This is a genomic window from Streptomyces sp. NRRL B-1140, from assembly GCF_001280065.1.
In the GTDB taxonomy this organism is placed as follows: Bacteria; Actinomycetota; Actinomycetes; order Streptomycetales; family Streptomycetaceae; genus Streptomyces.
In genome coordinates this window covers 1-18,985 of record NZ_LGEA01000127.1, presented here as the reverse complement: position 1 = coordinate 18,985, position 18,985 = coordinate 1, and the positions used below count along the sequence as shown (strand labels likewise).

Annotated in this window: 15 protein-coding genes and 3 pseudogenes; 11 read left to right on the top strand and 7 right to left on the bottom strand. The window is 67.3% G+C overall.

Features of this window, described 5'->3' with window-relative positions; all coding sequences use genetic code 11:
- Positions 1 to 630: 630 nt before the first annotated feature.
- The 3 genes from ADK65_RS31395 (at position 631) to ADK65_RS31385 (ending at position 5,941) form a co-directional block, all read left to right on the top strand.
- Complete coding sequence (locus ADK65_RS31395) at positions 631 to 3,150, top strand: DEAD/DEAH box helicase (RefSeq protein WP_078956242.1); 2,520 nt, start codon at positions 631 to 633, stop codon at positions 3,148 to 3,150.
- Between the two features lie 732 nt (positions 3,151 to 3,882).
- Positions 3,883 to 5,163, top strand: coding sequence for a helix-turn-helix domain-containing protein (locus ADK65_RS31390; RefSeq protein ID WP_159038851.1), 1,281 nt, complete (start codon positions 3,883 to 3,885; stop codon positions 5,161 to 5,163).
- 232 nt (positions 5,164 to 5,395) lie between these two features.
- Positions 5,396 to 5,941: a hypothetical protein gene (locus ADK65_RS31385; RefSeq protein WP_053674390.1), complete on the top strand. Its 546-nt coding sequence runs from the start codon at positions 5,396 to 5,398 to the stop codon at positions 5,939 to 5,941.
- 228 nt (positions 5,942 to 6,169) lie between these two features.
- Here the strand turns inward: ADK65_RS31385 and istB are convergent, their stop codons facing one another.
- Entirely contained in the window at positions 6,170 to 6,886 is a 717-nt protein-coding gene (istB, locus tag ADK65_RS31380; protein WP_053674389.1) for an IS21-like element helper ATPase IstB, read from the bottom strand.
- A 101-nt stretch (positions 6,887 to 6,987) separates the two neighbouring features.
- On the opposite strand from istB, the pseudogene ADK65_RS31375 reads away from it, so the two are divergent.
- Positions 6,988 to 7,269, top strand: a pseudogene (locus ADK65_RS31375) (lamin tail domain-containing protein); the annotation flags it as partial.
- A 152-nt stretch (positions 7,270 to 7,421) separates the two neighbouring features.
- On the opposite strand, the gene ADK65_RS31370 reads toward ADK65_RS31375, so the two are convergent.
- On the bottom strand, positions 7,422 to 7,721 hold the full coding sequence (locus ADK65_RS31370; protein WP_053674388.1) for a hypothetical protein: 300 nt from the start codon (positions 7,719 to 7,721) through the stop codon (positions 7,422 to 7,424).
- A 532-nt stretch (positions 7,722 to 8,253) separates the two neighbouring features.
- On the opposite strand from ADK65_RS31370, the gene ADK65_RS31365 reads away from it, so the two are divergent.
- From ADK65_RS31365 to ADK65_RS38300, 3 genes are read left to right on the top strand one after another with little or no spacing between them, the layout of a single operon-like run.
- Positions 8,254 to 8,607: an effector-associated constant component EACC1 gene (locus ADK65_RS31365; protein WP_053674387.1), complete on the top strand. Its 354-nt coding sequence runs from the start codon at positions 8,254 to 8,256 to the stop codon at positions 8,605 to 8,607.
- 16 nt (positions 8,608 to 8,623) lie between these two features.
- Positions 8,624 to 9,673 carry a caspase family protein gene (locus ADK65_RS31360; RefSeq protein ID WP_159038850.1) on the top strand — a complete coding sequence of 350 codons (1,050 nt, stop codon included), beginning with the start codon at positions 8,624 to 8,626 and terminating at the stop codon, positions 9,671 to 9,673.
- Positions 9,674 to 9,686: 13 nt separating this feature from the next.
- Positions 9,687 to 10,877, top strand: a complete 1,191-nt coding sequence (locus ADK65_RS38300; protein ID WP_159038849.1) for a trypco2 family protein — start codon at positions 9,687 to 9,689, stop codon at positions 10,875 to 10,877.
- Between the two features lie 60 nt (positions 10,878 to 10,937).
- Here the strand turns inward: ADK65_RS38300 and ADK65_RS31350 are convergent, their stop codons facing one another.
- Entirely contained in the window at positions 10,938 to 11,126 is a 189-nt protein-coding gene (locus tag ADK65_RS31350; protein WP_053674385.1) for a hypothetical protein, read from the bottom strand.
- A gap of 199 nt (positions 11,127 to 11,325) precedes the next feature.
- Between ADK65_RS31350 and ADK65_RS31345 the strand changes: the two genes are divergently transcribed.
- Positions 11,326 to 12,321: a DUF4238 domain-containing protein gene (locus ADK65_RS31345; protein WP_078956238.1), complete on the top strand. Its 996-nt coding sequence runs from the start codon at positions 11,326 to 11,328 to the stop codon at positions 12,319 to 12,321.
- Between the two features lie 10 nt (positions 12,322 to 12,331).
- Here ADK65_RS31345 and ADK65_RS39675 read toward each other — a convergent pair whose 3' ends face one another.
- Together ADK65_RS39675 and ADK65_RS39670 are read right to left on the bottom strand one after the other, a co-directional pair.
- A complete protein-coding gene (locus ADK65_RS39675; protein WP_267889758.1) occupies positions 12,332 to 12,442 on the bottom strand; it encodes a DUF6207 family protein in 111 nt (36 codons plus the stop codon).
- Between the two features lie 79 nt (positions 12,443 to 12,521).
- Positions 12,522 to 12,581: pseudogene (locus tag ADK65_RS39670) on the bottom strand (DUF6207 family protein); the annotation flags it as partial.
- Positions 12,582 to 12,913: 332 nt separating this feature from the next.
- Here ADK65_RS39670 and ADK65_RS31340 point away from each other — a divergent pair.
- Together ADK65_RS31340 and ADK65_RS31335 are read left to right on the top strand one after the other, a co-directional pair.
- Positions 12,914 to 13,819: a hypothetical protein gene (locus ADK65_RS31340; RefSeq protein ID WP_053674383.1), complete on the top strand. Its 906-nt coding sequence runs from the start codon at positions 12,914 to 12,916 to the stop codon at positions 13,817 to 13,819.
- Positions 13,820 to 13,893: 74 nt separating this feature from the next.
- Entirely contained in the window at positions 13,894 to 17,385 is a 3,492-nt protein-coding gene (locus tag ADK65_RS31335) for a DEAD/DEAH box helicase (protein ID WP_053674382.1), read from the top strand.
- Here the strand turns inward: ADK65_RS31335 and ADK65_RS31330 are convergent.
- The gene (locus tag ADK65_RS31330) at positions 17,382 to 17,531 is read right to left on the bottom strand and encodes a DUF6336 family protein (protein WP_159038847.1); all 150 of its coding nucleotides are present in this window, start codon (positions 17,529 to 17,531) and stop codon (positions 17,382 to 17,384) included. The two genes, ADK65_RS31335 and ADK65_RS31330, sit on opposite strands and share 4 nt — an antisense overlap.
- A gap of 620 nt (positions 17,532 to 18,151) precedes the next feature.
- Between ADK65_RS31330 and ADK65_RS31325 the strand changes: the two genes are divergently transcribed.
- The gene (locus ADK65_RS31325) at positions 18,152 to 18,646 is read left to right on the top strand and encodes a lamin tail domain-containing protein (protein ID WP_053674380.1); all 495 of its coding nucleotides are present in this window, start codon (positions 18,152 to 18,154) and stop codon (positions 18,644 to 18,646) included.
- A 137-nt stretch (positions 18,647 to 18,783) separates the two neighbouring features.
- Here the strand turns inward: ADK65_RS31325 and ADK65_RS31320 are convergent.
- Positions 18,784 to 18,985, bottom strand: a pseudogene (locus ADK65_RS31320) (HNH endonuclease); the annotation flags it as partial.

Sequence of the window (18,985 nt, the reverse complement as noted above, 5' to 3'; positions counted from 1 at the left end):
CCCCATCGCTGCGCGATGGGCAAGCGAACACCCGCGCTGCGCGCGGGTGTTGCGCTCACGCTCCGCGTGAGCGGAGCTGCTCGCTGAGCGAGCAGCGTCACCCGCCTTGCTGCGCAAGGCGGGTGACGCTCCGTCCGCTGCGCTCCCGGAGCTGCGGGGCCTGCGGCCCGAAGGGTGGCCTACGCTGCGCTCCAGCCACCCCAGGCCTCTACGCGGCCAAGAGGCCGACCCCGCTGCGCGGTGTGGCCAATGGGCCTACGGCCCGAGCAGTAAGGAGAGGGAGGGTGACCGCCGTCGGGAAGAGTGAGCAGCCGAACCGAGGCGCTGAGGCAAAGCTGCCCGGCCGTCAGGCGGCTTTGCGGGGTGATCATAAGGCAACGGTAACGGAATTCGGCCATGTTCGGGGGACTTGTTGGGTTCACGATGCTTCACTTTGAAGCAGGAGATAGACTCTGGACTGAGATAGCAGCACCGTCAAGGGAGATGACCGGTTCCGATCACACTTCTCCGGTACTTATCCGAGGTTGTGACCCCGGTTCCGGTGAAATTCACCGTAGCCGATCGCACCCCGTCTACGTGTAGGTTTCCCGTTTCCTGCCCAGGTAAGAGCCCAGGAGAAGGCAGACGGATATGTCGACCACAAGCCGAACTGATCAGCGTGAGGCGGCCCAGCAGGAAGCCGTTGACGCGGTTGTCCGTGCTCTCGATTTGCCTGCAAGATCGCTTGTGTCTGAGCGGGGGCTCCGGACTCAGGTGATCATGGCGACTGGGTCCGGTAAGACCCGGGTCGCAGCCCGCAGCGCGGAGAAGCTCCACGCAGGCCGTGTGTTGGTGCTCGTGCCGAGCCTGGACCTGCTCACCCAGACCGAGGCCGCGTGGCGCGCGGCAGGTCGCAGGGGGCCGATGGTCGGGGTGTCGTCCCTGCGGGGCGAGGATGTGTCCTTCCCCAACACCACGGACGTGGACGAGCTGGTCGACTGGGTGCGGCCGTTCGACAAGGTCACCGTGTACGCCACCTACGCCTCCCTCGGGCTCGGCACGCTGGAGCGGGCGCACCAGGCCGGCCTCCCCGCGTGGGACCTGATCGTGGTCGATGAAGCGCACCGTACGTCGGGCCGGATCGGCAAGCCGTGGGCCGTCGTCCACGACAACACCCGTATCCCCGCCTTGCGGCGCCTCTATATGACCGCCACGCCGCGCCTGTGGCAGTTGGACGAGGATACCGAGGGCGCGCCGGGTGAGCTGGTCGCGTCGATGGAGGATGACCCGGACGGACCGTTCGGCGCTCGCTGCTACACGCTGACGCTGTCGGAGGCGATCGACCGGGGCATCTGTGCGCCGTACCAGGTGGTGTGTGTGGACATCACCGACACCCAGCTCCAGGCCGCGCAGCTCCTGGGCGTTGAAGGGCGCTCGGACGAGGTCCGCGGGGCCCGGCTCGCTGCCCTCCAGACCGCCCTGCTGAAGGCGTCGTCGGAGGAGAACTTCCGCAGGACGCTCGTCTTCCACCACGTCGTGAAGGAGGCCGAGGCGTTCGCGGCCGGCCTCCCGGATGTCGCCGCGCAGCTGCACGCCGCGGACCCCGAGCTGTACCCGCGCACGATCTGGGCGGACTGGCTGTGCGGCGAGCACAAGTCCAACCACCGGCGGCGAGTTCTCGGGGAGTTCGCGTCCGGCATTGCCACGAACGGCACGGTCGTGGAGAAGGGCTTCCTGGGCTCGGTGAAGGTGCTGGGCGAGGGCGTCGACACGAAGAACTGCGACTCCGTCTACTGGGCCGACGTGCGCGGCTCCATGCCCGACCTCGTCCAGGCCGTCGGCCGGGCGCTGCGCATGCAGCCGGGCGAGGGGAAGGTGGCCAGCCTGGTCGTGCCGGTCCTGCTCGGTCCGGGTGAGACGGCGGACAACATGCTCACCAGCCGGGCGTTCGGCGGGTTGGCGAAGCTGCTGGAGGCGCTCAGGGCGCACGACGCCCGGGTGGTGGAGCAGCTCGCCGAGCAGCAGGCGCCAAGCCGGGTGAGAGGCGTTCAGAGTCGCAGCGCGGGCCAGGAGGGCGGAGGCGAGGGGGACGGATCCGGCGGGCCGTCGAAGCCTGCCCGGCAGTTGCTGCAGTTCTCCACGCCGCGCGACCCGGCGCAGTTGGCCGCGTTCATCAACCTGCGGGTCCTCAACCCTGAGCACGAGCACTGGCGGCGTGGCATCGAGGCCGCCGTCATCTACGCCCGCGAGCACGGCGACCTGAAGGTGCCCTTCACCTACCGGGTGCCCGGCGGGGAGGACCAGGCGGTGGAGGCCGAGGGGTGGCCGGCCTCGCTCGCAGGATTCCCGCTGGGGCAGTGGATCGCTGACGCCAGGCGCTTCTACGCCCGCGGGGACATGGACGAGGACCGCGTCGAGCAGCTGGAGAAGCTGGGCATGGTCTGGAGCCACTTCGACATCGCGTGGGAGGAAGGTCTCGCGGCGGCGCGCGGGTGGGCGGCCGAGGCGGGCCACCTCCTGGCCCCGCTGGACGCCACCTACCAGGGCTACAAGGTGGGCATCTGGCTGAAGAACGCGCGGGCTGCCGCCCGGAAGGCTCAGGAGATCGAGCAGCGGCGTGCCGAAGGGCTGCCCGTTCAGTCGGCGGCCGGGGCGCTGTCCGAGGAGCGGCGCGAACAGCTGGAGGACATCGACCCCTCGTGGTGCCCGGCCTGGCCGGTGGAGTGGCAGCGGGCCTTCTACCTCGTCCGCCAGCACTTGGAGGACGGCGGCGAGCTGTCGACGGAGCCGGGCGAGGTCGTGCGCCAGGGCGAGGACCTGGGCCGGTGGGTGCGCTCGGTCCGGCTTGGCTGGGACAAGCTCACCACCGGGCAGCAGTGGATGTGCGAGCAGGTCCTCGGGATCGAACCCGCGGGCGAGGACAAGAGGCCCAAGCCGCGCCGTACGCAGGCCGACAAGTGGGCGATGAACTACGAGGCCGCCAAGCAGTTCTACGAGCGCGAGGGGCACCTGCGGGTGCCGAGGAAGCACGTCGAGCGGGTCGTCGGCGAGGACCAGGAGGAGCGGGAGCTGCGGCTTGGTGCGTGGGTCAGCAACCAGCGGAGCAGGGCTGCGACGCTGTCCTCGGAGCGGGTGGAGCAGCTGTCCGCCATCGGCATGCGATGGAGCTGACGATGGGCAGGACCGGTACGCGGGTTCCGCGTATGAAGGGGTCTCTGACTGCGGGTAGGCGGGGCCAGTCGGTCCGGGACGGGTCAGGCATCGGCTGCGCTGGTGGTCTGTGCAAGACCGGAGTGCAGGTCGGCTGTGGGCAGGCCCAACGTGGCAGTGTCGGCAAGCTCTCGAAAACGTTCAGCAGCTGAGCAGATCTTATCCCCCAAGGATCAGATGAAGGCATAATAGAGAAAGAGTCGACCCATTTAGCGGGTCGACTCTTTCCTTTGCCTTCTCGCGCGCCAACGCGTCAGGCATGTATTCCCTGTTCAGTCGCGGTTGGAGCAAAGGAAGCAGGGCACCGTCGCGTTGAGCGGCGGTGGTACGGAAAGTATGGGAACCGAAATCACCTTGATTCATTCAATCGTGAGACGAACCGGTTCAAACGGACAGGATGAGCCCTCGAACATATTCGAAAAGTAGGCAAAACGCCTGGCCAGAGGTTAATCAAGAATGTCTCACCTGGGTTGCAGATAATTTTCGAGGTGGGACGAAACTGATTTATCTGTCATCCCTGTGCGCGTTGAGGGTGTCCGGGTGGGAGGATGCTGTGCGGCTTCCCGGCAGCGCCAACTGCTGGGAAATGCCGCCAGGTTGGAGCAAAGAGTACGCGGTCCGCAGGTGTGTGCGGCCGGTCAAGAGGCAGGGCCCGTTCGCAGGGGCCCTTCATACATATTTGGAGGTGAGGTTGTGGGACGACCAGAAAAGCCGATCCCGGATCCGGTCAGTCCGCTGGGCACACTGGCTGTCGCCTTGCGTATCGGCCGCCGGAGCGCCGGCCTGTCGTACGCGGAGCTGTCGGAGCGAACACGGTCCATCAGCCCGGGGACGCTGCAGCGGGCAGCCTCGGGTGCGTTCTTGCCCAGGCGGGACGTCGCGCAGGCCTTTGCCCGTGCATGCGGCATGGACGTCGATGAGATCACCCGCCTGTGGCACGCGGCCCATCGGGGGAGCCTTGGCAGACGAAGCGCCGACCGGAGCAGGGATGCGGAGCCGCGTCCTGACCTTGTCCAGGACATGCGCGGTCTATGCACCGCTCTGAAGGTTCTGCGGGAGGCCAACGGGGCGCCGTCGTTCCGGATGATGGAGCGCAGGGCGCGGGCCACGGGGAGGGAGCTGTCGCGGAGCACCGCTGCCCGGGTCGTGACGGGTAAGCAGGCGCCTGCTTCCACTGATTGTCTGGAAGCGTTTCTGGTCGCATGTCAGGTGGCGCCGCGGGACCGCACGGTGTGGTTCGATGCCTGGCTGCGTTTGCAGCGACACGCTGTCAATGCCCGCCAGGAGGCCGACCGACGACGCGAAGAGCTCGCACAGCTTGAGTCCGTGGTCGCGGACACCAGCCGCGGTCGGGTGTCGCAGGAAGCCGCTGTGCGGATGCTGCGGAGGGCTGGCTTCGATGCGCAGGAACGCTATCGCCATTTCGACGCGCCGTGGTCGGTGGAGTGCGTGCAGTGTGGTTCCACGTTCCGTCTGCGCCTGTCCGATGTCGTTCTGACGCGGGCGACGTGTCCGGACTGCCCCAAGCTGATCGAGCACGTGCGTGAGGCGTGGGCAGAACTTTTGACGAACCCGTCCGGGTCACTGAGTCGTCAGCTGGTGCGTGCGCTGCGCGCCGCGACGGTCCTGCCGGCCCGCCTGCAGCGCGACCACCTGGACGTGCCCGTGTTCGTGGCCGACCGCACCACCCTGCGCACCTTGCAGTCCCCGGCGTGGCATCCCGCGCTGGAAGAAGCCCTGCGGCGGCATGTCCGGCGGCCCTTCTACCTGGACGTCCTCCTGGTTCACGACTACGACACCATGCCCGCCTCCCGGAACGGGAACCGGCATCTCCGGCTCGCCAAGGGCGCTGGCCTGGTGGACAGTCCTCTGGAGATCAGTCCTCCTGTGAAAAGGCGAGATGCCACGTCTGCGGATGCCGCCCGTGTTGCCACGACTCGCCCGTTGAAGCCGACCAGCAACAGCGGCGCCTGAAGCAGCCCCGGACGCCACCGGCCTCAGCGGCACTCTTCCGTGCCCGCCGCAGCAGCGATTCCGAAAAGCCAGAAGGCCGGAGACGGATCAGTGAAGCCGTCCGCAAGCGCTCCGCCCCCGCCCCGAGACGGCCGCCGCTCTGTGCCCTGGCCGCTCGGCCGCACAAGCCGTCTCACCGCATTCCACTCGACTCAGCCTGCCTCGAGCCCTCGAAACAACAAGGACATGCCCGATGATGCACTGCTCAGCCTCACAGTTGACGGAGAACGCGTCTCACTCATGCGCTCGTCTGATACTGGGAAACGACGCCTCTCAGAGCGCCTTCACCAGCTCCTGGACGTGGGCAACCCTCATCGGCCTCATCGCCCTGGTCGTCAGTACCTACTTCTCCATCGACCAGCTTCGTAAGAGCCAGCGCACGAAGCAGGCGAAGCGCTACCAGTCCGACTACGAACTGCTCAGCGAGACCGTCGTCCTCCTCGACAAGCTGGCTGGCACCGCAGTGGTGAAGAGGGATCTGACCAAGGTGAGCGAGCTCCTCAGCCGTATCAAGCAGGCAGAACGCCGCTTCCCCGAACTGCCGCTCGGCACCGTGGTCGCCCACCTCGACACCTACAAGACGACCGCTCTGCCGGACGACTTCTCCCGCAAACTCACCGCCAGGCGGATCGTCCTGGACGACCTGCTGGATCTGTCACGTCAGCAAGGGGCGGCTATCACCGACGCCCTCACAGCCATCCGGACCGTTCAAAACGAGATCGACCGGCGCACCATCTGACCACGCACGCCATAGCGCGACTCCGGCAGTCGAGGGCAGGCCATTCCCACCCTGCGGCAGCTGGCTGGACATGCGACTCCTCAGTTCCAGCGAGGGTCGACGTACTTCATGGCGCCCTTGGCGATGACGCAGGGCCTAGAGTACCGCCGCACTCAGTACATGTGGACGCCCACGTATTTCCCCGGGGCTGAGTTCACGTAATTCCCCAGCCCCGGGCGCCGATGGCGTCTACTTGACCGACGGCTTGGCGGGCTTGTCGGTGGGGTTCTTGGGGCGCTTGTTCGGGCGGTAGCTGGGGCCGTTCATGATGACCTGGTGGCTGGTGTTGATGAGCCGGTCGAGGAGAGACTCGGCGACGACGGGGTTGGGGAAGAGGGGATACCAGTCGCTGGGCGCCCGGTTGCTCGTGATGATCAGGGACCGCCCCTGCCGTTCGCTGACCAGTTCGTAGAGGTCGTCGGCGTGGGCCGCGGAGAGCTGGCGCATGGCGAAGTCGTCAAGGATGAGCACGTCGGGCCGTACCAGTTCGCGGATCCGTTTCTCCCAGGTGCGGTCCGCGTGGCCGCCGGCGAGTTCGGCGAGGATGCGGCTGGTCTTGGCGAAGCGGACGTGGGCGCCCCTCCGGACGGCGAGGTGGCCCAGGGCCTGGGCGATATGCGTCTTGCCCACCCCAACCGGGCCAAACAAAATAACGGACTCGCCCGCGTGCAGCCAGCGCAGGGCACCCAGGTCCCGGATCTGGGCGGCCGGCAGATTCGAGGAGGCGGTGAAGTCGAACTCCTCCAGGGTGACCTGCTGCTCGAACTTTGCCCGCTGGAGCCTGCGTTGGAAGGCGACGGTCTCGCGGCGGGTGATCTCGTCCTGGCAGAGGACCTGAAGGAAGTCGAGGTGGCCGAGTTCGCCGCCGTGGGCCTGGGCGAGGCGGGCGTCGAGGGTCTCCAGCATCCCGGACAGCCGCAGGGACTTGAGTGACAGGACGGCGCCGGACCTCCAAGCGCACCTACTGCCCGCGACGACAGCGCCGAGCCGGACGTGACGGACCCGGCCGCCGCGCCGTGAACCTCGACGGCTGGACCCTCCAGGACGAGGACGGCCACACGTTCACCTTCCACCACTACCGCCTGGACGGCCGCGCCATCGTCCGCATCCACACCGGTGAAGGCCGCGACTCGCGCAGCGACCTGTTCCAGGACCGCCGCAACTACGTCAGGGACAACCGCTCCGACACCGCCACCCTCCGCAACGACCGCGGACGCTTCATCGACGACGAGTCCTGGGGCCACCACCGTCACGACGGCGGCCACCACCACGGCCACGGCCACCGCTGAGCCAGCCGGCTGCACACGTGACCGGTGGCCGCCCCACGCGTGACAGCTGACGTGCGCTGTCGTTGAGCAGCACAACTCCATATGCCGGGCCCCGGGGAGGCTGCTTCCCCCGGGGCCCGTGATGTTGTCCGGGCCCTGATCGTCCTTGCGCTTCAGCGTTTGGCGGTGCCCATCTGCTCGGGGATCGTCTGCCGGTGCGCGTGGTCGGCACCTCTGTTGAACGGACCCGGCTTCGAGCGGGTGGGTCTGCTCTCCCAGGTGGAGGGTTGGTCGGCCGCGGTGAGCAGGCTGTTGATTCGGCGGGCGAACTCGTGCCCGGGCAGCGGGAGCTCGGTGTCGGGCTCGCGAAGGTAGCCGGCCGCCACGGCGGTCGGGATGTAGGCCATGAGCTTGGTGACGCCGGGCCGCCGTGTGCGGACGGTCTGCTGGGCGAGGTGGCGCAGGATCCGCATGAAATAAGTGGTGGAGGTGCTGGTGATCCGGTGGTCCGCCGAAGGAAGAACAATCGACGTCCACGCGGTGGCGGCCCCCAGCCCAGTCGCATCGCGTGCGCGCGGACGTTGACGAGGCGCATGTACCGCTGATCGGCGAGTGAGCCACTCTGACTGCCCTACGCCGCAATCGGCGCGACGCGATCAGTTTGCGGATGAGGCGTTCAGTCAGCCTATTCCTCAATCCAGTCGGCAGGTACGAGTGCTTGATCGGTGTCGCAGCGCCATCGCTGGGTTACGTATGGGCTTCACTCCGTCCCCGCTGTTCTGGCCCTCTTCTGCCTGCGGCGGATGCACGGCTTCGCGTTGGGGCGCCGGTACGGGCAGTCGGCTGTCACGTCCAGGGCACGGCATCAGTGAGGGCGGTGGCAGCGTGCGCCGAACTTCGTAGTGACGCCTGCTTAGCGTTGTCCACCTCGTTGATCCGGGGAACATCGGTCACGGCGTCGCAGTATGCTCGTCGGGAACTGCGAGGGGGCAGGGGGCCACGACGATGCAGATCCTGATCAGGTGTGTCACGGAGGAGGACGGCGATGATGTCTCGTCCGAACTGTTCGACTGGCTTGTGGACGACGCCAACGCGCGCAAGCATGCTGCGCCCCAACTGCTGGACGTCCCGCCTGGGTCCAACAAGCTGGGCGTCGTAGCCATCATCCAGCTCGTCCTGAGTGGCGCGTTCAGCGCCACTTCCCTTGGTGTCGTGATCGCGCAGTGGCGCGAACAGCGGCGGACCTCCGAGGCCGCGAAAATCACTGTCACTGTAGAGAAGGACGGCAAACAGTTCGCGGTAACCGGATCGGATGCGGGTGAGATCCAACGCAAGCTCGACGAGCTGGACGCGACCTGACCCGACCATGCGATCGTTGCGCCCGGACGAGTCCCGTGCGGTGCTGATCGGGGTCGCGGAGTACCCGGACGGCGGAACCTTCGACAGCGTCGAGGGGGCCTCCTATAACGTGCTGCGCCTGAAAGAACTTCTCACCGACCCCACATATGCGGGTTTTCACCCTAAGCGTGAATACACACGCACCATGTTGAACCCGCATGCATCTGAGGGCATCCGCGCAGCCATCAAGCGTGCGGCCGAGCAGGCAACCGATGTTCTGTTCGTGTACTACGTCGGGCATGGCTCGCGCGTAGGCGCGGAGCGTGAGCTGTACCTCACGACGTGCACTACCGCCAGCGGCGAATCGGTCGAGACCACCGGGCTGCGTTACACCACTCTGCGGGACCTGCTACGTGCAGCACGCGCTCGTGTCGTCGTACTGGTCCTCGACTGTTGCTTCAGCGGCCTCGCGGCGAAGGTGCTCGGCGACGGCGATTCGCTTGCCGAGGACGAGCTGCTCGAACAGGATAAAGCTGCCGAAGACGTCGACGAAGGTCTCATCGACGGCGTCTGCGTCCTGGCATCGAGCGGGCCCACACAGACCTCGGAGGCATCCGACAAGGCCTCGGCGACCAACTACACCGCGTTCACAGGCCACCTTGTGGCGGTGCTGGAGAATGGAGACGGTGACACCGCTCCACTGCTTCTCGGTGACCTGTTCCGGCGCGCAGAAAAACGTATGGGAAGGTTCAGCGTCGGGCACCAGCCACTGATGGCCACCGTCGGGACCGCCACCAATCTCGTGATGCGGCAGGCATCTGCGCCGCCGCCAGAGCCGGTGTCCACTCCGGCGCTGGCTCCTCTCGCTCCCCCGGACTCAGTGAATCTGGCATCGGATGTCCAGGCCGACGCAGGGCCACCCATTGGCCTGCTTAGCTGGCTTCCTGACGGAACCATCGTCGTCCACGACCCAGGATACGCCGACCGAATCATCGGCCTGCGTGGCCGCCTCGCACCCTCGGCTGTCCAGGACGACACACCGACAGAAGCAGACATGGCACAGGAGGATAAGCACGATGGGCATTAGTCCGCCCTCCGCCATGGAGCTTCTGCGAACGGTACGCCGCCTCGCTGCCAAAGCCCCCGGCCAGTACGGGCAGTGGGCGGACGTTGCCCTGCTGGCCAGCAGTCAGTGGCGCGCGGCCGGGGACCTGCGAAACGCGTTGTCCTGTGCTCAGGAGGCGGTGCACGCCTGCCGGATGGCGGCGTCGGCGGATCAGGGAGGCAGCGATGAAGTACGCCTCGCCAAGGCGCTGTTGGTTCTCGCCGACACTCTGACCGCGTTGGGTTCGCCCGACGAGGCGCTGGACATCTTCGACGAAGCCCGGTCCATCGCAGCAGAACAGACAGCCAACACCCCCAGTGCTGCCGACGCCTTGCCAGTCCTGGCTGGTGCCTTAAGCGCGCAGGCCGGCCTAGTCGCGGAGCAAGGCGACCTCACAGAAGCTCTGAACCTGGCACACCAGGCCGTCACTGCGTACGAGAGGCTGAACGACGTTCATGGCCGGGCGCCGACGCAGACGTTGCTGCTCGCCAAGGGCCTGAACAGCCGGGCGGTCATCGCCGCTGCGAGCGGCGACTACGACACGGCGACAGGGGACATGGAGCGGGCCGTCGACCTCTACCGCGAGGCGATCGCATCGGGAGCACGCAACGGCGAGGCGCTGCTGAGTCGAGCACTGCACGCCCAAAATGCCATCCAGAAAGAGCGTGGTGTCGGACCAATGCACGACGCGGTCCAGGGCTCGCACGCCTACCTGGCTGCCGCACGCCACGATCCGCAGGTTCTCGCGATCGACTTGGGTACCTCGTCCACCAGTGTGTTTCTCACGGGCTTCGGTCCACGGGAGGCCGCCGAATCACGGCCCGGGCCCGCACTGGAGAACTCCAGCAAGGAAGGAACCGGAGCATTGGCTCAGGAGCGCAACACCTATGTGGAGCTAGCCGCAGCCATTGAGGCGGTGCGCGAGGAGCTGCGGCGCACCGCCGCGCACAGAGACGATCTCAGGTTCGAGGTCGGTCCAATCGAACTGGAATTCGGCGTGGAGCTGCGGGAGGACCCGCGCTCCCGGGCAGGAGTCCGCGTCATGGTCCTCACAGGCGGCCCCGACCGGACCGCCGGCGCGGCACAACACCGCATCCGGCTCGAACTGACACCTCAGTCGCTGCACGGAGAAGCGCTGCTGATCGGAGATGACGCTCCCGCCCCGGGTAACTGGCGTGACGAATGAACTGCAGCGCCTGTTCGGCGATGGCAGGGGCATTGCATGATCGAGATCTGTCTGGGTTCGTCACGTGAGTCCGAGGGCTCGTAGGGGCCGGTGGCGGTCGCGGCCAGTGTGGCGGAGGGCGGCGGCGATGTTGGTCTGGCCGTCCTGGCGGAAGACGCTGATGGCGAGGTTGCGCAGGGAGGCCATGGCGCAGGGCAGGGTGCCGGTGCGGACCTTGGAGTCGTCCTCGCGGAACGTGCTGTCCCGCACGTGGACGGGTGGCGCTGTCCCAACGGCTGACCACGGCTCTGTCCTCGTTCGTGGCCCCGCGCCTGGTCCCCCAGGCCGGGCGAGCGTTCACGTAGGCCGGCGACTCCACTACACGCCCGCCGGGGGCGGTGCCGTGGTGGAGGTCGTGGCGGGCACGACCCGGCACGCGGTCGTCACCGTGGTCCGGCTGCGCTGACCGATGACCTTGTGGATCGGCAGCCGGGAAACTCTGAGCGGGTGGCGAGGGGTACTTGGCAGAATTCGGCGCGTGGGAACAGCACAGCAGACGTCGCGGCAGCACCTCGTATCCCAGGTCTTGCTCAAAGAGTTCACGATGCCCGAGCCGAAGGGCGGCAGCCGGCAGTTGCTCCCGTTCGACCTGCACAACCCCGGACGCGTGCACAAGCGGATGCCAACCAGCCGCTGCGGCTGGGTCGAGAACTTCGTCGCCGTCGACTCCCCATCCGTTGAAGCACTGTGGGGCGACGTGGAGAGGCGCGTGCCTGCGGCGCTCGCCGCCGTGCGCGCCGGCACTCCGTTCGCCGATCCGCTTCACGTGGAGGTGCTACGCGACCTGGTCGTGCTCCACTACGTCCGGTCGCTCCACTACCGCGATGTGCACACCGACTCGATCGAGCGAGCCCGCACGCGCCTGATCGCCAAGGTGATCACCCAGTACCCAGAGCAGCTGCGCCTCGAGGCACTGCGCGAGACGGGCCTGTACCTGTCCGGCCCGGCTGCCCTGGGCGCCTTCGCTGAGCGTCTCATCGAACGGTCCACGATCATGCGCGACCGCGAGGGCGGCAAGCTCTTCCGCACCAGCATCGAGGACACCTTCCACAAAATGCGGGACCTGGCTTCGACGCGGCGGCTGGAGGTGGTCACGCCCGAGACGGGCCAGTTCCTGATCGGCGACAACCCGGCCCTGACCCTGTCCGTGAAGGAAAGCCGCACCATCTACGGCATGGCGTTCGGTGACGCCCAGACCCTCATACTTCCCATCGGCCCAAAGCACCTGCTGTCCCTGGGCACCGAGGACGTCACGCTCACCGTCCCCCAGACCTTCGTCGACCGCCTCAACGCCGTGCAGGTCCACGCCGCCCACCGCTACGTGTACCTGCACCCCGAGAGCGGCCTGGAGCCGTTCGTGGAACGCGCCGCACAGCGACGACCGGCCGGGGACCGCACCACGTGACAGGCGATCGTCATCGCTGTACATCCTGCGACGGCACGTGGGCCGAAGCATCCGAGCCGACCGGCTGCCTCAAGTCCAGGTAGCAGCGCAGCCGTACACCGGGGTCGCCCGCGTCGCGGATCGTGTACTCCGCTGTCGCCGTCGCCCCACCGTTCGGCGAGCAGCTGCTGGAGAGCCAGGGCGGTGGCGTCGTCGGCGGCCGCGACGTCGACGGCCAGGAGGCCGGGCTCGCTCACGTGCGCCTCGTTGATCGGGTCCATGTCCGGCACTACGCCGGGCATCTCGGGAAGTTCCGCCACGGCAGTACCTTCACCCGACCGAGTACGGGTGATGAGGGGCCGTCGCAAAACCACTCTCACCGGCTCTGGTCGCCCAGGCGCGGGTCGTACGGCGCGCTGACGCCGCGCGGCAGAACTGCGGACGGGGGCGCTCGGGCTGCTGGGTATAGACGGGCCCCGTTCGGGGGTAGCAGAGGCGCTGGAGAATCCCGGAACGATCTCTGGACGAATTCGTATGATCGGATTCAGGCGATCATGTGTATGCCGGAGCCGGAAGCGGACCCGACCCGGCTGATGTCGAGGAGGCCGGGACTGTGGTGCAACTTGAGGTGCCGCCCGCCGAGGCGGACCGCGCGGCAGCCCGGCACAACTACATGGTGTCCCCCCACATGACCCGTACACAGCGGCAGCCGGACGCTGCATGCCCTTGGCAGCTGATCGGCTTCACCTCAGAAGATGCCCAGGCTCGTGGCACGCTGGCGTGGATCATCGCTGACGCCATTGTGAAGAGCCGCTCCGGCCCTTCTCCCGCCTACCAATTGTGGCGGGACGCCGCGCTCAAGGAGCGAAAGCTTGAGGGCCTGGAGGCTCGCAGTGTCGCGGCTGTCGTGCGGTCGGTATTCGGGCTCCCTCCCCGGGGCACAGACGCCAAGGATCATCCGCCCGGCTACGTCGGGGAGTGGTTGTGGTACCTGCTGACCAAGGAAGAACAGCTCAAGGACCACCAGCTGATATTGCTGGAGCCACCCGACTGGGGCGTGACCGGAGGCGGTGGAGACGGGTTCGCCGCGCACCGGGTCCCGGCCCGAGCAGGAACTGGCAGCGACACCATGCTGATCTTCAAGCTGTGGGAGCTCAAGAAGTTCACCGGCACCGAGGGGTCCGTCAGCTCCACCATCTCCAAGGCCGCATCCCAGCTGGCCAAGCGAGGCGACGAGTACATCGCGAAGGTCTGCTGGTCTAACCAGAACGAAACCGGTGAACTCGGTCAGCTGATGGCCGAACTTGCCGAGCTGTGGATGCGTGGCGACCCGCGCGGCGGTGCGGGCATCAGTGTGTCAACCAACACCCGCAGCGTGCCCAACCAGGCGTTCTCCCAACTGGCTGGGCGTCTGCCTCAGCTGAACCAGCCTGACCAGCTGCGCGGACTGATGGTGGCAATGGACGACTTCACGGCGTTCGCCGAACAGGTGAAGGGATACCTGTGGACCGCACTCTGAGCCTTCCGTTCCTACGCGAAGCCCTCGGACCGCCTCTTCCCGGCCGGCTGCCCAGCCCACAGGAACTCATCGAGATGCTCGCCGACATCGAGATTCGGGCCATCTTGAATCGCTTCGAGGTCGACGACACAGTGCTGGCAACAGCCTGGTACTTGCACGGGGTGTGCGCCCTGCCGGAGGCAGCCGAGCTCTACACGCCCGTACGTCGCCAGCGTGCTGCTGCGGTCAGCGCGCACATCTTCGACCTAGCCCTGGCGGACGTGAACAGGCCGTCCGCCGAGCGTCTGTCGCTCGCCTTCGCAGCGCAGACCGGCTACCGGCGGGCGGGCCAGGACCCCAACGCCACGGCCGTGTTCCGGCAGGTCGCGGACCTCCTGCACGGGTACCGCTCCCTGAACACTCCCGGCCTGCCGATTCCCGTGCCCGAAAGCAATGACTTCCAGACCCTGGCCTTGGAAGCCGGGGTCGCCTTCCTAGGACTGCAGACCTCCGAGGTGCGTACGCTAGTACGCCACTGGCGCCGGGAACTCAGCGGTCTCGCTGCCGACCTGCAGGTTCCTGATCTGACGAGCACGATGTTCGGCCCCGCCGAGGCAGTAGTCCATGCAGTGAGGCTGTTGGCAAACTTCCTCACCTACGGTCCGGGCGACCGCCTAGACCGTGCCCAGACGGCACTGCTCAGCGTGCTGGACGGGACTGCCGGAAGCGGGGACCTCAACGCACGGTGGGTCGCCGCCCACCTGCTGGACCTGCTCGGGGACCTGGCGGACAGCAGCCTGCACCGCCTCCTGCCGCCCGGCACACCCCAAGCCGTTGCTCAGGCGTTCACTCTCACCTCCCCACCTGTGCTGACCCTGTGGCCACCTCAGCGGGAACTACTCACCCGACCGACTGCCAACCCTCTGGACCCCGCCACCGGACGGCTCTTGATCAGTGTGCCCACCAGCGCAGGCAAGAGTCTGATCGCACAGCTCATCATGTGCACCCACCTCGCTACCGTGCCCGGGCGGGTCATCTACATCTCCCCTCTGCGCAGCCTGAGCCGGGAGATGCGTCGCGCGCTGCGTGATCGGCTGCGCGTCCTGGACCGCAAACTCGGCGCAGAGACTCCCGATTTCCCTGGCACCATTGGCTTCTCTACGGGGATCTTTCCTCCCGTTGGCTTCGGCGACCTGATGGGCGACGACGCCGACATTGACGTAATGACGCCCGAGCGGCTCATGCACGCCCTTCGCCACACTCCTGAGGTCTTGAACGACGTCACCCTCATCGTCGTCGACGAGGCCCACCACATCACCCAGCGCAAGCGCGGATTCCTTTTGGAGGGCTTGCTCGCCCTGTGCCAAGCCGTCCCCTCCGCCCCGCGTCTGGTGCTGCTCTCCGCAGCTGTCGGCAACGGCGCCGCGCTGGCCCGATGGCTCGACCCGCGCAAGCCGGAGATCCTCTTCACTTCCCCCTGGCGGGGACCGCGCCGTCTGCACGGGCTGTTGACGACCCATCCGTTATGGGAGCAGAAGACTGTTAAGCCCCGCCGGTCGAAGGAGTGGCCGGAGACGGTCACTACGCCGCTGGTCGTCGACTTCAGCATCCGTCCTGCTGAGGCCGCCCGGGTCACCACGCTTACCACCAGCCACGACGACCCGATCGGCCAACTCGTGCTGAAGAGGAATGGCAGGGAGCAGAAGCGCGACGGTTCAGCGAGCACCGCGGCTTACAAGATGTTCGCCCAGGCCGCCGTCCTGCTATTGCCGGCCGGGCCCATGCTGGTGGTGTGCGCGACACCCCAGTCCGCCCAGGACACAGCGCGGGCCATGACCGACGCACTCTCCATGTCCGAGCACGAACCCGCCCGAACCCTCGCCAATCTCCTCGCCGAACAACTCGGCGAGGAGCACCCCCTGGTGCGCTGCACCCGCTACGGCATCGCCTTCCACCACGCGGCGCTTCCCACCGACGTACTCGAAGGCGTCGAAGACGCCCTGCGCAACGGCGCCCTGAAAGCTGTGGTCAGCACTACCACCCTGACTGATGGGGTGAACCTGCCCGTGCGTACCGTGGTCATCCTGGCCGGCCTGGAATCCGCTGACGGCGACGGTGGCAGTGGCGCCCCGAGCCTCGATGCAGCGAAGCTCCTCAACGCCGTCGGACGGGCTGGACGAGCTGGCCGGGAAACCGAAGGCTGGATCTTCCTCGCTCTCAACCGCAAGAGCGACGGCAGCGACCATGCCCTGTTCACCCCTTCCCCCGACGATCTGCAGGTCCACTCTTCCCTCACCAGCGCCCGGGCCCTGGCCGACCTCGCTGAAGCCGAAGACCTGATCGCCCGCAGTGCCGACGGCCTGATGGACATCTCCAACACCATCGCAAGCGACTTCATCAGCTACGTCTGGCTCGCCCTGGACATCCACGACCACCTCACCTTCGACGGCAGCCCGCTTCAGGCCGTGGACCGGCTGCTGGCCATGGAACAGCTCAGCACCGAGGACAAGGCCCGCTGGCAGCGGCTGGCCCAGCGCACCCAGCGGCGCTACGACGCAACCCCTCCGGGGGTACGCCGACGCTGGACCACGACGGGGACCAGCCTGCCCAGCGCCCGCGCCTTGGACGAGCTGGCCCGACGCCTGGCCGAACGCATACAGCGCGACGCCAACCCCGATCCCTTCGGCAGGTCGAGCGCCCAAGCCCCTATGTCCCTCTCGCTGGACAGCACCTTCGGCGTCCTCGACCAGGAAGGCGCCTTCCAGACGCTACTCACACTGCCCGAGCGGGAGAAGCCCTGGGGCTTCTACAACCAGCGACGTGGCCGCCGGCAGGAGATCCACGTCGACCTGTACACCGCGATGCGGGACTGGATCGCTGGGACGCCCATTCCCGAGCTCGCTCGTCGGTGGCTGCCCAATGTCGCCGTCGACTGGCGCCTGGAGCAGACCGTCAAGAACATCAGCCAGATCTTTGAGCACTACCTGTCCTGGACCCTGGGCGCACTGGTCCATCTCACCAACGATCATCTCGCCAAGCTGGATGCCACTGTGCAACTTCGGCCCGACGCTGCGTGGTGCCTGCGGTACGGGGTCGACACCGTGCAGGCACTGCACCTGCTCACCTCTGGACTGCACTCGCGCACGCTCGCCCACGCCATCGGCCAACAGGCCAACGCCGAGCTGATCACCACCTCCGGGATCCGGTCCTGGCTCGCCAATCAACACATCACGGGTTGGCGCGAGCGCTACCGTCCAAGCGACCTCGGTCTAGAGGACCTCATCGAGTACGTCCGCGGCCACGGACGTAGCCTTCTGAGTCGGCTGCTGGCCGACGGCACGATCGAACTCAGCGTCATGCCCCACGAGGATGCCTGGCTATGGTCAGGCGGAGTCGTGCATTTCGATTGGGCCGAGTCCGGGCCTGCACGTGCCATCACCGTCGTGGACAGCAACGGCACCCCACTGGCGCGGGTCCGTGCTGAGAACCACGCCGACCTCACCGCGATCCTCCGTAGTGGTGTCCCCCTGGACGCCCATCTCGAAGACGCCCGACTGCGCATCACCCGGACCGGGCCAGATGACTAGGTGATCAATTCGACACATTCCGACGACGCCGAGGATGTCGTGCGGTCGTGATGGTCGCCGACGAACAGGGAGGCCACCCCGAGCAAGGGCACGGCGGCCAGCCCGTAGCTGGCCCCGCGCGCCGCGACGTCCCGGGTCCGGAGCAAGGGTCGGATGATGGCGTCCTCGGTGCGTATACGCGGCACCGTAGCCCAGCCGCGTCGCCGGGATCACGCAACCTCCGGCCATCCTCGGCTTGACCTGCGAGTTGTTCAAATCCCGGCGATGGCGGGGCGCCGCCCACCAGACCTGCGCAGCCGCACGCCGAGGCGACCCCGCCGTCCACCGAACCTACGCTGCCGTCCGGGCTGATGCCGATCCCGGCCTTCGATCAAAGAGGACCTCCACAGGACGTTGCCGGTGACGGTCCTTCAGGCCAGCGCTCGAGCACTCCGCAACCAGCCTTCTGTTACTCACTTTCGGGTGACAGCCCAGCCCCTTGTGGGGTGGAGAACCGCGGCGGCCACGTACCGCGTCCCAGTCACCGCACGGCCTGACCATCTGCTGGCGCGGCAACATCTCACATGGGGCGACATAAATGTATGTTACAGCCAAGAGTCATGGAAATTCGGACAACAGGTAACAGGGGCCATGTTTTCCCCTCAACTTCTCCACGGCGTGGACAGAGTGTGCGGGCGGCCAGCCGGCCGTCACAGCACACGACACCCGACTGTCCGGGAGCCCGCAACGGCTCCTAGGGAAGGGTGTCCGCACCTAAGGGGACCTCATGTCCGCTTTTGCTCGCCGTCTTGTCGCCGCCACGCTCACCGCCGGTGCTTTGGTCTCGGTGGTGACCCTGCCGGCATCCGCCGCCGACCACGCCCGCCCCGAGCGGTCCAAGGTGAAGATCTCGGACGTCCAGTACGACTCCCCCGGCCGTGACGACCGCTCCAACCGCTCCCTGAACCGGGAGTGGGTGGAGATCACCAACACCGGCCGCCGCAGCGTCAACCTCGACGACTGGACCCTCGAAGACGAGGACGGCCGCACCTACACCTTCGACGACTACCGCCTCGAGGGCCGCTCCACGGTCCGCATCCACACCGGCCACGGCCGCGACACCGACAGCGACCTCTACCAGGACCGCCGCCACTACGTCTGGGACAACTACTCCGACACCGCCACCCTCCGCAACAACCGCGGCCGCTACATCGACGACGAGTCCTGGGGCCACCACCGCCACGGCGGCGGCCACCACCACGGCGGTCGCCACCACCGCTGACCCAACACCGCGTGCGTGACTGAACACCTCACCCACGCCCCGATAGAACGTTGACGCGCCCGGCCTTCCCGGCCGGGCGCGTCTCATCTGCGCGGACCGCCCTGGCGCTGGCGAGGTGAACCGCGCGCGCCAGGCTCCTATACGGCCGGCTCGTATGTCACGGTCTGCTCTGGGCAGCCGACCGCCACCTCGTGCAGGGCCGTCACCTCGGCCTCATCCGCTGTGAGGCTCCAGCGGAGCTTGGTTGCGACCCACTCGGCGGCGTACCGGCAGTGCGCCTCGGCGGCAGGCGGCAGCCACTGGGCGGGGTCCTGGTCTGCCTTGGACCGGTTCGAGCGG

Excerpts from the sequence above, each read along its gene's own strand:
- ADK65_RS31335 (WP_053674382.1), top strand. The coding sequence starts at position 13,894 with ATGCTCGCCGACATCGAGATTCGGGCCATCTTGAATCGCTTCGAGGTC.
- ADK65_RS31370 (WP_053674388.1), bottom strand. The coding sequence starts at position 7,721 with ATGCGGATCCTGCGCCACCTCGCCCAGCAGACCGTCCGCACACGGCGG.
- istB (WP_053674389.1), bottom strand. The coding sequence starts at position 6,886 with ATGCTGGAGACCCTCGACGCCCGCCTCGCCCAGGCCCACGGCGGCGAA.
- ADK65_RS31385 (WP_053674390.1), top strand. The coding sequence starts at position 5,396 with ATGATGCACTGCTCAGCCTCACAGTTGACGGAGAACGCGTCTCACTCA.
- ADK65_RS38300 (WP_159038849.1), top strand. The coding sequence starts at position 9,687 with ATGGAGCTTCTGCGAACGGTACGCCGCCTCGCTGCCAAAGCCCCCGGC.
- ADK65_RS31325 (WP_053674380.1), top strand. The coding sequence starts at position 18,152 with ATGTCCGCTTTTGCTCGCCGTCTTGTCGCCGCCACGCTCACCGCCGGT.
- ADK65_RS31345 (WP_078956238.1), top strand. The coding sequence starts at position 11,326 with ATGACCTTGTGGATCGGCAGCCGGGAAACTCTGAGCGGGTGGCGAGGG.
- ADK65_RS31395 (WP_078956242.1), top strand. The coding sequence starts at position 631 with ATGTCGACCACAAGCCGAACTGATCAGCGTGAGGCGGCCCAGCAGGAA.
- ADK65_RS31365 (WP_053674387.1), top strand. The coding sequence starts at position 8,254 with ATGCAGATCCTGATCAGGTGTGTCACGGAGGAGGACGGCGATGATGTC.